This window comes from Brumimicrobium glaciale (genome assembly GCF_004152935.1).
In the GTDB taxonomy this organism is placed as follows: domain Bacteria; phylum Bacteroidota; class Bacteroidia; order Flavobacteriales_D; family Crocinitomicaceae; genus Brumimicrobium; species Brumimicrobium glaciale.
On record NZ_SETE01000004.1, the window covers coordinates 33632 to 47586 of the forward strand.

General features: G+C 33.0%; 11 protein-coding genes. 3 read left to right on the forward strand and 8 right to left on the reverse strand.

The window, feature by feature from the left end; translation table 11 throughout:
* The first annotated feature begins 249 nt into the window (after positions 1–249).
* Positions 250–2304: a T9SS type A sorting domain-containing protein gene (locus ERX46_RS10010; RefSeq protein ID WP_207214157.1), complete on the forward strand. Its 2055-nt coding sequence runs from the start codon at positions 250–252 to the stop codon at positions 2302–2304.
* A gap of 255 nt (positions 2305–2559) precedes the next feature.
* On the opposite strand, the gene ERX46_RS10015 is transcribed toward ERX46_RS10010, so the two are convergent.
* Together ERX46_RS10015 and ERX46_RS10020 are read right to left on the reverse strand one after the other, a co-directional pair.
* On the reverse strand, positions 2560–3903 hold the full coding sequence (locus ERX46_RS10015) for an OmpA family protein (protein WP_130093733.1): 1344 nt from the start codon (positions 3901–3903) through the stop codon (positions 2560–2562).
* A 306-nt stretch (positions 3904–4209) separates the two neighbouring features.
* Positions 4210–4455, reverse strand: coding sequence for a hypothetical protein (locus ERX46_RS10020; RefSeq protein ID WP_130093734.1), 246 nt, complete (start codon positions 4453–4455; stop codon positions 4210–4212).
* A 314-nt stretch (positions 4456–4769) separates the two neighbouring features.
* Between ERX46_RS10020 and ERX46_RS10025 the strand changes: the two genes are divergently transcribed.
* Positions 4770–5447, forward strand: a complete 678-nt coding sequence (locus ERX46_RS10025; protein ID WP_130093735.1) for a T9SS type A sorting domain-containing protein — start codon at positions 4770–4772, stop codon at positions 5445–5447.
* A gap of 11 nt (positions 5448–5458) precedes the next feature.
* Here the strand turns inward: ERX46_RS10025 and ERX46_RS10030 are convergent, their stop codons facing one another.
* Genes ERX46_RS10030 through ERX46_RS10040 form a run of 3 tightly spaced genes read right to left on the reverse strand, consistent with a single transcriptional unit; the run spans position 5459 to position 7938 of the window.
* Complete coding sequence (locus tag ERX46_RS10030; RefSeq protein ID WP_130093736.1) at positions 5459–6184, reverse strand: hypothetical protein; 726 nt, start codon at positions 6182–6184, stop codon at positions 5459–5461.
* The gene (locus ERX46_RS10035) at positions 6174–6785 is read right to left on the reverse strand and encodes an RNA polymerase sigma factor (protein ID WP_130093737.1); all 612 of its coding nucleotides are present in this window, start codon (positions 6783–6785) and stop codon (positions 6174–6176) included. The genes ERX46_RS10030 and ERX46_RS10035 overlap by 11 nt, the downstream gene beginning before the upstream one ends.
* Positions 6778–7938 (reverse strand): hypothetical protein, encoded by a 1161-nt coding sequence (locus tag ERX46_RS10040; protein ID WP_130093738.1) that lies wholly within the window; start codon positions 7936–7938, stop codon positions 6778–6780. The genes ERX46_RS10035 and ERX46_RS10040 overlap by 8 nt, the downstream gene beginning before the upstream one ends.
* 876 nt (positions 7939–8814) lie before the next feature.
* Here ERX46_RS10040 and ERX46_RS10045 point away from each other — a divergent pair.
* The gene (locus ERX46_RS10045; RefSeq protein ID WP_130093739.1) at positions 8815–10185 is read left to right on the forward strand and encodes an exonuclease domain-containing protein; all 1371 of its coding nucleotides are present in this window, start codon (positions 8815–8817) and stop codon (positions 10183–10185) included.
* 240 nt (positions 10186–10425) lie between these two features.
* Here the strand turns inward: ERX46_RS10045 and ERX46_RS10050 are convergent, their stop codons facing one another.
* The 3 genes from ERX46_RS10050 to ERX46_RS10060 form a co-directional block, all read right to left on the reverse strand.
* On the reverse strand, positions 10426–11913 hold the full coding sequence (locus tag ERX46_RS10050; RefSeq protein ID WP_130093740.1) for a DUF5723 family protein: 1488 nt from the start codon (positions 11911–11913) through the stop codon (positions 10426–10428).
* Positions 11914–12034: 121 nt separating this feature from the next.
* Complete coding sequence (locus tag ERX46_RS10055) at positions 12035–12820, reverse strand: UDP-2,3-diacylglucosamine diphosphatase (RefSeq protein ID WP_130093741.1); 786 nt, start codon at positions 12818–12820, stop codon at positions 12035–12037.
* A 14-nt stretch (positions 12821–12834) separates the two neighbouring features.
* Positions 12835–13950, reverse strand: coding sequence for a TlpA disulfide reductase family protein (locus tag ERX46_RS10060; RefSeq protein WP_130093742.1), 1116 nt, complete (start codon positions 13948–13950; stop codon positions 12835–12837).
* Positions 13951–13955: the final 5 nt, after the last annotated feature.

Here is a 13955-nt window from a genome sequence, read left to right on the forward strand (position 1 = left end):
GTCTTTTGTCTAACCTCTAAAATCTATTGTTCGATATAAAACTTTTTAGAAGCTAAAGGTAGATGCACTAAAGCACATATTTTTAACTATTTCTGAGACCAATAAAACATAGCTAATCAACTCGTTGCTAAAAAATGTAGAAAGTGCTATCTTTGTGAAAATGTTTGTATTAGAACAAAACACTTTTGGAAAGCTATGATGATTAGAACAAAAGTAAAACAAGTGACTTTAAGAAATAAATAATTGATGATGAAGTATATTAAATTGAGTTTACTGTTGCTAATAATCACCTTGAGTTCAAATACTTGGTCTCAAATAGACAGAAAGGTTTGTGTTTTAGACATGACGAACTACAATGGCGAAACAGGAACTTCTAGAAAGCTTTCTGCAATTCGTGTAATGCGTTTGGCAGGTGTTCCTTACGATACAACTTCTTCTTTAGCAATAGCATTACAATATCCAGTGATCATTACAGGTTCTAGAATTCAAGAAAATGCTTTTAATGCCGCTGAAATATTAGCAATTGACAATTTCGTTTCTACTGGAGGAGTTTTGATTACTTCATCCGTTAGAGAACCAGATTTATTTAGCTTATGTGGAATAAGTAATTCAACATCTTCAAACACCTTATTTGAAATGAAATGGGATACTTTATCAGCTCCAATCTTTGATTTAATTGATGACTCGCTAGAAGTTACAATTTCCTTAGGTAGACCATCTAGCGGAACATCATTTTACACGCGTCAGTATGATCTAACAACAGGTACTCCCCTAGCATTCTATGAAAACCAAGAACCAGCAGTAGTTAAAAACAATTACGGATCAGGTGCTGTATATACTTTTGGACCAGATTTTAGAGATGTTTTATACAGAAACCAAGCTAATTTTGATGTCCAAGCCCACAGAACCTATTCAAATGGTTTTGAACCAACTTCGGACGTCATTATGATCGTGCTCAGAAACATTGTTCGAGATCACATTCCACATACAGTTTATAAACATACAGCTCACAATAACGCACATTCTGCAATAATGCTAACACATGATGTCGATAGCAGAACAGCGATGGACACAATGCATGTTTTTTCGGAATATCAATTTCAAAATGGAATTAAAGCGCATTATAATATTACCACAAGATACTTGAGTGATCAATGGATGACAAACTTTTATGTTGGTGGTTATACCCAAATAAATAAACTCCAATTAGATGGTCACACTTTAGCTTCTCATTCCGTTGGACATTATCCAGATTTTGCTGATATAAATCTATTTCCAATGGGCGAACTAGGAAATACTACAGGAAATTATAGTCCAAATTACAGTAATGGAGCTACTGCGAATGGTTCCGTTTTAGGAGAAATTGAAGTCTCTAAAAATTTACTTCAAGACGATTTCTCTGTTTCAATCAGAAGTTTTAGAGCAGGACATTTAGCTTATAATGATTCTCTAATTAGAGCAATGGAACTGACTAATTATAGCTACAACTCCACCTACTCAGCCAACGATGTGCTTTCTAGCTTCCCCTATTATGCAATTAGAGATCGTTCTTTTTCTGCTGATGAGTCAACTATTCTAGAAATTCCAATGACGATATCTGATGTTTACAGCAGTGATCCTATCGACAATTCAAACTATCCTGAAAAAGTGGCTATTTGGAATACCGTAACACAACAATACCATGATAACTTCGCACCAACTACAATTCTAATTCACCCCAATAGAATGTATAAACTGGACGCAATGATTGACTACATAAATGGCTTACCAAATAGATCAGAAATCATTGCATTTGAGGAATTTGGTGATTTTTGGAGAAATAGAGATTCACTAGAATGCATCACTGAAATTATTGGAAATGATTTAGTGGTCACTGTTCAATCATTGAACTTTGTTGAAGAACAATCTTTCGTTATCGACTGGAATGGTTCGTTGGATACTGTGCTATTTAAGGACGAATTCAATACCCCAATTTCTTTTGAATTTGAGCAATTAAGCGCTAATAAAAGACTCTATTTTCAAAAGGATATCACAGCAAATCTCTCCAATGAAATTGATCAAACAAAAATCAATATCTATCCAAATCCAAACAATGGAACTTTCACTATTGATGCTTCAAAACTATCAGGCGAAAAATCAATTTTCATTACTGATTTAACAGGTAAGATTATTCATTCTTCAATTGAGAATAGTGATTTAATTTCTGTTTCAATTTCAAATAAAAATACTCCTCCAGGAATTTACATTGTTGTGGTTCAAAATGGAGATAAGGTTTTTAGAGAGAAGATTGTGATTGGGAGGTAAATTAAAGAAGAGAAAAAGTTGTCAGAGAGTTTGGCATTTTCATTACCTTCGACAAGCTCAGTCGCCGAAGAGTAATCCGCTGACTGAGCCTGTCGAAGGCAATGTAGGTAAATGGAAAAACGTTTTGAAGAGAATGAAAATAACATCAAAATAATTAGGTTTTATTTTAGAATGCTAATTCAAAGAAGAGTTATCCGTTGACTGCGTTGACTAACCTGTCGAAGGCGCCAAAGGTCATGAATTCAAAAAGAATTTCTATTTCCTAACCTTAGCTTTATAATGATTACGTCGCCTCTTATACTTAAATTTTAAGGCTGAATAACTTTTTTTGATTCCATTAATTGTAAAGTAATAGTCAGACTTTGGCAGTGGAATTTGATAACGGGTTAGATTAAATAATCTATCAAAGAAATTCCCTCTTACTTCGTATATCTCATTGTTAAGGTAAATTTTCTCTCCTTGAACATGTGTTCTGAACTGAATCTCTACTTTGCTTTTTAGCAGTAGCATCGTATCAGTAAATTCTAATTTTTTATATTTTGAAAACGGTACTTTAGTTAAGTTTGGAGAAACTTTGTATTTATTCAAGGTATCTGATAAATAGAATATTTCTTGATTTTCATTTCTTCCTATATCATAAAATTGAACTGAATCAGCTAAATCTTCTGGAGAGTAATGATAAACTGTATCAGTAAAACGCCTTATGAATATTTTTGGTTCTATTTCAAAATAATTACTTGTCCTTTCTAATAAAGTAACATACAATTTATTGTTTTCATTCCTCAACCCTCTCCCGCAAATTGTTATCCAATATCTATTCCATTTTTCACATGGAATTGTAACTAGAATCTGACTATTCGCCAAAATATATTTTAATTCTTCATTGAGAAACTCCCATTCAAAACCATTATTATCGCTCTTTAAAACTGCAATTGAGGCAACACTATCTGCTGCGCTCCATGGCAAACTAATTACAATACTATCATTGCAATTATAAGTAAAACAAGCGTTAGGTTTTAGGCGAATTATTCCCTCTGTACTAAATTCAATAGCATCCTTGGTAATTAATGGTATTCCTTTTTCAGCCGCTTCTTCATCAGAATTAATCTCTTCTAATTCAAATTCGCAGTCACACCAACTTTTGTCCGTCTTACTGCTCAAAGGAATATCAATCGAACTATTTTGTTTTCCTGAAATTCTAATTCTACCATTATAAGTTGGAATTAAAAACAAATCCACCCTTCTGTTTTTCGCCAAATTCTGAGGGTTATCATTCGGGAAAATAGGATCTACTTCTCCATAAGAAATGATTTTAATATTGTCGTTTTTGAAATAATGAGCCACACTTTTTGCTCTTGATTCACCAAGTTTAAAATTAGGCTCAGATTCACCAATGTCATCAGTAAATCCATGAATTTCAATATAAAACTCGCCTTTTAAGGTCAAAACAAGAGAATCTAGCTTTCTTTTATCGTTTTTCTGTAGTTCTGAAGAATTAGATTCAAAATAGAATGACATTTTATATTGATCACAAAAGTCAGATGAATAAGCAACATAACTTAAAGTGATAAGTAAAATGGATAATAAAAATCTTAACATCTTATTCTCGGGTTTTAAAACAATTCATAGTGTAAATTACATTGTCAGAGTTTGAAATAACAATCGTAAATTCGGAATTAACAAAAGTAGATTTAAAAATAGCATTTCAGTTTTTCAACTGTTTTGATTTAGAATAGAATAAAAAAATCCTTTCAAAATGAATTGAAAGGAATCAATTTAACAAACCTGTTAAACTTAAATAGGCAATAAGCTGTATGCATATTTTTGCCTTTGTCTTAAAATTAAATGCTAAAACTTTGACATTACTCATACAACTTAAAGCCAATAGCTTACAACTATAAACTTCTATTTCTTCTTAGAATTCTTTTTATTGTGATCGATTTCATACGAATCATCATCTTCATCTCTTGGATGACTCAAAACATTGCTTTTCGAACGTTCTTTATTTGCCGGTCTTTCGCCTTTACCTTGTTTACTTTTCAACTTATCTAAATCCTTCTTTTTAAGTTGTTCATTGTGCTCATCACCATAATACTTTTCAGCCTCTTCTCTATCTTTTGGAATCTTTTCATTCTTTTTTGAATCACCCATAATGTTTCGTTTTTAGTCGTTTAATAATTTTTGCAACTTACATCATTCTAAATCTAATGTATATTTTTTAAAAAATCAATGAGAAAAGCGTTTTTATGGAATATTTTGAATTTTATCTTGAAATCTGGCACTTTATAAGGTAAGTCTATTACAAACAACTCTCGAAATTCATTTTATCTAGAAAAACAACTCCTTTAAAGGATAAACAAAATATCCGTTCATGAAATAATTAAATAAAAACTTCGTTAATCTAGTAAAACACACTATATATGAAGTATTAAACATTAATTTCCGTTATTTTATTAAGTTTTGGATTGTTTTCACAAGAAGAAAAAGGATTAACAGTAAGGTATAATTTCACCTACGGTAATGGAGATTATTCGACTCGTTTGTCATCACATGAACTAAAGTATGGAGACAATATGGACACTTTCGAAATTCAAATTATTGAAAATAAGCCTGTAATTTTAAATTGGGAGTATTTGAACGAAGTAGGAGTTTTTGGTGGTCGATTTTATGATTCTGTTCAATGGATTTATAATGATGGATTAATGAATGTACAATACTATGATTTTCAAATACTTGAAAGCCATTATCACCACGTATCATCCACAATTAATGATGCTCAACCAGGTTACTACCAATTGCGTTATATTTTCGATAACGATAAAATCTACAACACCAATTACCCTGTAATACATGTTTTGGAAAAAGAAAAAGATACTATAATTTTGAAATCATCCACTGAAATTACGCTATATCCAAATCCAACTTCAAACATAATTACTTTGAAATTGAGCCAATCTATCAAAAGTGGTGAAATGAAAGTCTACAGTTTAAAAGGTAATCTAGAATTGTCTTATCCATTAATAGATGTAGCACTAAATTCAAAATATGATGTTTCAAGACTGAGTTCTGGAATTTATATTTTCTCAATCATTGATAACGAAAACGGAGGTGAAATTAAACGTATGAAAGTGGTTATTGAATAGGATTTTCGTGTTTAATTCACAACATCCAAAACTACTTTCCCAATCTTATCCTCAGACAAACTCCTACCCGATTTCGGATTCGAGAAATCAATTGTATTGGTATATCCGCCAATCGCCATTCTCATTTCTAATTCATTTTGAATATTGTCGCTTCTATTTATTGAAAAATCTGTTGTTGATTGTACCTCATTATTTATTTCAAATTCATTCTCAGCAATTACCTTTTGAGAAATGTCATTATTTGTAACATAAACAGTTTTCAAAACCGTATCCGCTGGCTTAGTTATTTCTATGGTGTCTCTTATGATTTTATCAATGTAAATCGTATCCACAGAAGCGACTAATTGATTAGATTTATCGGAATTCAATTGCGAATCAATAAATACAGGAGTACTCAAAATAAAGATCATAAAAACCGCCGCAACTGCTGTCCATAAAGGTATTTTGAAATTGAAAAAACCTGATTTCACTTTGGTTTTTGAGCTTGAAGTTGAAGTGAAAATTGGTTCCACAACTATTTGTTTAGCACGCAAAGCAGCAAGCGCGCTTAATCGAATACTTTCATTGGCTTTAAGCTCACTTGCTTCAGACTTCAATTCATCTTTAACATTTGCTATAAGTTGGTGCTTTTCATTGTACTCTTCTTCTGAAGTCTGGGTCAAGACAAAGCTTTGCTCCTCTTTTGAAAGTTCCTTAAATGACTTTTTTTCGATTAATTCTGCTAATCTAATCTTCATAATCTTTAGTTTTTTCGTTGATCTGACTACTGTCAAATAACACTTTGTACACTTTTAATTTTTTCGCTAAAATTTGTGTCACATGGTTCAATCTGGATTTAATCGTACCGACAGGACATTCCATAATTTCAGCAATTTCCTTGAGTTTTAAATCTTCAAAATAGCGAAGGATAAACGTTTCCTTGAATTTATAACTCAACTTATCCACTTCAATATTCAGCTTAATTCGAAACTCTTTTTGATCGTAAATCTCTTCAATCGAGTCTTGAACAACTAGAGAATTACTTGAATCATTAATGTCAAAAACCTGCCTATTACTTCTAAAATAGTTTTTGCAATGATTTGCTGCAACAGTAAAAATCCAAGTTTTAAAGGATTTATCAGTATCAAACTGATCCGCCTTTTCAATGACTTTTATAAAAACATCTTGCGTAAAATCTTGTGCTTTCGCTTCATCATTTCTCAACATTTTAAACATAAAGTACAAGATCCGATTACTGTATCTATCATACAAAACAGTAAACGCCGATTCGTCCCCCTTTTGGAGAGACGACATCAGGCTTTCATCTGAAATATGTTTATTTGTTTTAAGATTATTCAAAACCTATTTCTTCTTTGATTTCATCTAAACCGTAAAAGTCTTTCCCTAAAAATAGAATAATCTTCTTGGTTTCTTTCGCTTTCACTTCATTTCCTATCAATTCATAATGCTGATAAAGAGAAACTAATCCAGGCAAATAAGAGTAATCCCATTGTTTATCTATCAACGGATATTCACTTTGATAATAATCATACTTTAACTGATCAACAATAAATTTATTCTCAAAATGATCTACAATTAGTGACGTATTATTGAAAGATTCTTCTGAGTATTGGTAGATTACGCCAACATTATAAAGCTTGTCAAATATTGTGCTGTCCTTAGCTGCTATTCCTTTGTTGTAAAAATAAAGATCATGACCACCTCTGTATTTGATAATATGTTCTAAAATTTCTGAAGATTTATGACTTTCACCTTCAAGCGCTGGAATTCCAACTTTTTTGAATAATCTATTGCGATATTCTTCAATCGGTAATAGAGAAATATTCAAAACATTTACGTCTTTTCTAAAATCATCAGCATGTTGAATAATCCATAAAGGATAAGTATCATTGTCACCTCCAGTTATAATTATAGCATCTTTTTTTGTATTCATTAAAACATTATAAGAAAGCGCCATCAATTTCGGAGTATTATATGCAGAAGCTTTCCACAGCTTTGAAATCTCTTTTAGCTTTGCTAAATCAGGTCTAGCAATTTCATAAATATTCATCAAATTCGGATAAATATCAGCTTCAGTAGGATTTAATTCATGGGCTTTCTCAACATAACTAATTATTTTATCTTCCTCCGCCTTATCCTTTGCACTCCAAATCGAGTGGTACCAACCCATAATTCGATAATAAGCAAAAGTTCCTTTAATGGATTTACTCATATTATTAACGACCTCCAGTTCTTTGTCATACCAATTTGATCTAATTTCTTTATCACCAGCAGAAATTCTGGACATTCTCGCCGCGGAATATAAATTAATCCAAGCATTTCCATTTTTCTTATCTTTCTCAATCTCCTTCTCCCAAAGCAAATATTGAGTCGTGTACCATTCATACTCATGGATTTCTTTTACGATGGATTTAACTTCTTGCGGCTCCTCTTGTGCCATTCCAATAAATGCACAAAATAGCACTGTCATTAAAATTACTGTTCCTTTCATGATATCTTGTTTTACCGTAATACACAAAAGTTTGAGAAAGGTTCGTTTTATTTATTTGAACTAATTGGAAGTATGTTTTTTGTATAGTATGATTTAGCTAGAGATTTTAGATGCTAGATGCTAGAAAATAAGATGACAAATCTATTGTCTATCATCTACTGTCTAAATTTTCTATTCATTAGGAAAGGATAATCTCTTTATAAAAAAATAGTAGTTATAGTTGAGAGTGTTTCGTCTTTTCTTTGGCCACCAATTCCGCCTGCTACATAGTTTGTGGTTGTAAACAGACAATTTTTATAAATTGAAGATTTTTTGAGAAGATTTTTACTTTTCTTTCTTTAGGAGATGCCTAAGCATCAGCCGACAAGAAAAAAAGTAGAAAGGGCTCAAAAGAATCAATTTTAATATTGTTGTGTTTTCAAATACAAGCTAATATAGTTTATTCCTTCTTTTTGGCAGTCAAGCTATTTGTGGGAGCTTCACAAGGTCGCTACCCAAATTAGCTTGACTGCAAACAAAAACCACTTCATAAAGCTGCTGGTTTTCGTCGGGGTGGAAGTTAAAGCTTCGAAATTAGAGTGTATTCTAAAGAAGAGCATTTGTGCTTCGAGAATAAAGCGCAGCAGTACAACTGCAGCGCGGCCCTAGTCGAAACACAACATCACTTCGTAAATTAAGATTGCGAGCAAAAGTTCTGAAACTGTTCTGAAATGCAATTTATTTAAATCGCACCGCTGCAGTTGCACTGCTGTGGCATATTTAAATAAGGCAATGTGTTTTTTCAAGTAAATAGCTAATTAAAGAGCCTTGAATATTAAGCTTAATTTTTCATCAAGATACAAAACCACTTCAAGCAATATTCCTTATTTTTACAAAATGCTATACGCTGTAACAGATTTAGAAACAACTGGTGGAAGTATCAGAAACTCCAAAATAACTGAATTCTCAATTTTCCTGACGGATGGAGAAAAGATTATTGATGAGTTCACATCGCTTGTAGATCCTGAGCAACCTATTCCCTATTTCATTTCTCAATTGACGGGAATTAATGACGAAATGGTGGAAGATTCTCCAAAATTCTATGAATTGGCGAAACAGGTACTCGAATTTATTGGAGATGCTGTTTTTGTAGCACACAATGTTGGTTTTGATTATAATATCTTACGAAGCGAATACAAATCGCTAGGCTTTGAATTTAGAATGGAATATTTGTGCACCGTAAAGTCTTCACGACAAATTATTCCGGGACACGCTTCCTATAGTTTAGGGAAATTGACAGATGAATTAGGAATAGAACTGGTGGGAAGACACCGTGCACGTGGAGATGCTTTGGCAACTGTAGAACTTTTTCATTTATTATTCAAAGAAAATCAAGAGAAGCTTTTAAGTCTAGTTCAATCGGATTTAATACCAAAACATTTGCATCCAGGATTAGATTTTGATGCCATTGAAGCCATTCCAAAATTAACTGGCGTCTATAAATTCTACGATGAAGAAAGTCGATTGATTTATATTGGAAAAAGTAAAAACATTCGAAGTCGTGTTCAACAGCATTTAAAGAACATTAAAACCAAGAAAGGAATCAACATGTCCAAAGAAATTGTGCGTGTTGAATACGACATTACAGGTTCTGAGGCTATCGCATTAATTCATGAATCGAATCTAATAAAGAAGCACAAACCACATTACAACCGACAATTAAGAAAAGACAAATATCCTTTTGGACTTTTCGCTTTTGAAGATGGAAAAGGTTATGTCAATTTACACTTGGATTTGGTCAAAAAACGAAACGATGCCCCAATCACAACTTTTTCCAACAAAAATGAAGGAGGAATCTTTTTAGAAAGAGCTGTTGAAGATTATAATTTATGTAAAAAACTGGTCGGATTATATCCAACAGCTACTTCTTGTTTTCAATATCAAATCAAGGAGTGTAAAGGCGCTTGCATAGGAGAAGAAGCACCAGAAGACTACAATCAACGCGTTAAAAGACTCATAGACCAACTCAATTTCGAACTCGACAACTTCTTCATCATAGATCAAGGAAGAGACGCAAACGAACTCGCATTACTCATGGTAGAAAGAGGAACTTTCATCGGTTATGGCTATCTCCCAAAAAAACTCAATGACCGTTCCATAGAAACATGGAAAGAAGCGATAGATAGGTACCAAGAAGACAGAGATATCCGAATGATTATCAATCGGATGGTTCGGATTGGAAAAGGAATTGAAATACGGAAGTTTTAATTGTTAATTATCAATGGTTAATTGTAAACGCGATAGGGATTGAATAATTGATAATTTTATAATGGATAATTGATAATGGTTTATCGCTCTTTTAAATCTTGTACAATGGCACAAGTCAAAACAACTTCTCGGTGCATCTTCTCGGTACATCTACTCGACTCTACTTTCGCACATCTGCTCGGTGCGCGTGGTAAGGGCGATTAGCAAATCGCCCCAAGCCACTCGTTCCAAAATTATCAATTAAAAACGGAATCGCGCCACGCCAAAAGCGGTTGACAAACTGTTCCCATCTTTTGAAAAGAAGGAAAGCGCATCACGCGAGGAAATACCAAATTCATATCTTCCTTCTCCCAAAATAAAGTTAATTCCAACTGGAACATTGTGCGCATAAACTCCACCACCAAAGTAACCCGCGCTCAGTTGAAGCCATTTAACTGGTCGAATATCACCTCCTATTGAGAAAACAGAATTTTGTAAACTTCCAGGATTGTCTCTGTTGAAAGGTGCTACGAAATCCACTCCCACATCCAACATATTATCGAAAAATGAAATACTTCCTCCTAATCTAAAAGTTGCAGCATTTCCTACAACAACTTCTTTTTCATTTTCCAAACTAAACAATCCTCCATCTTCGGAAATCTGACCCATTATTTCTTCAAATCCTGCACCTTCAATACCATCCATGGTTGTTGAACCCAATAAAGTATCATTTACTCGGTAGACATTACTTTTATAAGTTACTCTTCCAATGTTATTCACTGCAGCCGCAATTTTTATTCTATCCAGTAAAATTACACTCGTTGAAAAATCTAAACCATACCCTTTTCCAACTGATTCAGGAAATGTTCCACTATTTGTTGTAGTTGTTTCATTGTCATATTGAATATTAAAAAATGGAGTTAATGAAGAATTCAAGCTTAAACCATTTGAATTTGATTCCATATCAAACATTGCAATTGAATGAATGTAACGCGCTACTACTCCAGCGTATAATGCAAATGTCTCTCTGTCTCCTAAGATTTTCCTTCCGTAACCAATATTGAAATTTCGATTCCAAGAAAATTTGATTCTAGAACCATCCGAAATTTGGCTGATCAATAAAGGATTATTTCTTTCCCCTCTTATTACAGCTTCTAGCGAATCTTGTGAAATATTTCCAGAATTTGAGATGGTGGAAGTGTCTCCTTGATAAACAATCACCAAAGAATCGTAATAGTCTGACCTTTTCCCTCTGAAAATAAGATCTGTTGTTTGTCTATTGAGTTGAGAAAACCAGTTAATTTCTTCGTTGATTGAAATTGCAATTCCTCCAAACTTTTCACTTTGATATGATGCGCCAAACCAGTTATAACTTGCATTAACTGTAATTCCTGATTCTGCATAATCTGATGCTGCAGACTTTTGTTGGTCAAAATCAAATCCTTCTTCTTTATTTATTTGACTTCTTACACTTGACATCACGTTTTTTAAACGGTCTTTATTCAAAGAAGGACTTGAAATTCCTCCGGAGAATTCAGTTGTACCTAGTGTAAACTTCTTACCTTCAAAACCTGTTCCCCAACCTAAAGCTGAACTGTTGATTCCTAAAGAATGATAATCTGTAACAAAAGTAGTTGCGACACCTTTCCCAACTGCTGTATAAGCAACTCCTTGTGTTTGTGAAAAGGAAATATTGGCTAAAAAAAATAGAAATATTGCGCTAAAATAGCGAGTGACAGATTTCATCATAATAATAGTTTTTAAACTTACTTCAAACATAGGTAACGAAAGATTTCGCCTATTGGTTGAATAGTCTGTAATAGTGTTTATATTCTATTTCAAAAATAGAAATAAAAAACTATAATCTTTACTATTTGTCTTTTGAAAAAATAAAGGGTTGATTATCAGGATATGTTTTTAAATGGAATTCACCATTTTCTAAGACTCCATAAGTGTAGTATTTGATCCAATCTCCTAGGTTATAATACTCACTATTTTCTCCAATCGACATGGCGATTGGCAAATGGCGGTGACCAAAAACAAAGTAATCAATGTGTTCTTTTTCCAGTACTTCTTTGGAATAAATAGCTAACCATTCTTCATCATCACCCAAGTACTTTTCGTCAGTATCACCAGCTTTTGCTCTACTGGATCTTGAGAAATAATTCGCTAATCCTATTCCGAAATTTGGATGAAGTCGGGCAAAACACCATTGAAAAAAGGTATTTGAGAATACTTTTTTGATGAATTTATAACCGTGATCGCCAGGTCCTAATCCATCACCATGACCAATGTAAACTTTTTTGCCTTGTGCTTCAAAGATGACAGGCTCTCGGTGCATGATAATTCCTAGTTCTTGCTCGTGGTAACCAAACATCCACATGTCGTGATTTCCAGTAAAAAAGTGAACCGAAATTCCACTGTCAGTGATTTCTGCTATTTTTCCTTGCAAACGTGCAAACCCTTTTGGAATAGCATGTTTATATTCGAACCAAAAATCAAATATATCGCCAACTAAATAAATGGCTTCAGCGTCTTTTTTAACTTCATCAAGCCATTGAACGATTAATCTTTCGCGAACAAGACTTTTTTCAGCGGTTGGTACACCAAGATGAAAATCGGAAGCAAAATATATTTTTTTACTTGGGTTTGACATTACAGATTCAAGAATTATTCGAAGATACTTTGCAATTTATTGGCTAAGCCTTCACCTCTCAGGTTAGTTCCTATTACTTTTCCTTCTCCATCAATTAAGACAGTAAAAGGAATTGAAGTAACATTATAATCTCTACCTGCAGCTGATGACCATCCTTTTAAATCTGAAACATGAGTGTCCCAAACTAAACCATCTTGTTCAATTGCTGCCAACCATTTTGTCCTGTCTTTGTCTAATGAAACAGAAAACACTTCAAAACCTTTGCTGTTGTATTTATTGTAAAGGTTGACCACATTAGGATTTTCACGTCTACATGGTCCACACCAAGCAGCCCAAAAGTCAATCAAAACAACTTTACCTTTATAATCTGACAATCTTAAAGTATCACCATCTGGATTCGGCAATGTAATTTCCTTCACCTCTGTTCCTGGAGCAAATGGCATTTTAGCAATCGTTTCTTGCTTGTTCACAGCAAATTCCTTTACTATTCTTTGAACTGTTGGACTGTGACCAAAACTAGCATCTAGTTGACCTACAATTTCTTCGTAAAGTTCAAATTCTTGTTCAATATTTACTGAAGGAACTACACCAATTAACGCTGGCGAATCACCATTTTCATTAATGTAAAGCTTTCTTTGTCCCATAAAAGCTTGATAAGTAGATTGAAATTCTTTTTGAATCTCTGCCTTCTTATCTTGATTGGCTTGTAAATAACGATTAGCAGAATCCAATTGGATTTTGTATTGTGTATTTATTCTCATGAAACCAAGCAATGCTGAACTTGATGGAGAACCAACGATATTTGTGTGATAAAGTAAATTACTTCCATCACCATAAATGCTAATTGTGTCTGGTCCTTCAACAATGATATTAATTACCTGATTGTCTTCAAGAGATAAAATGTAATAATCTTTGTCTGTAACAGTAATTTTTTCTTCAAAAAATCCTTTTTCATTTAAATCAATAGTAGCAATTTCGACATTTTCTGATCCAAAATTTTGAAACATTCGAATAGTGTCACTCTCAGTTCCAAAAATTTGTCCTTTTAGTACAAAGGAGAATTGCTCTTGTGAGAATCCTAATGTCGTTAATAAAGTAAAAGTCAGTAAAGTGAATGTACGTAGTATCATATTAT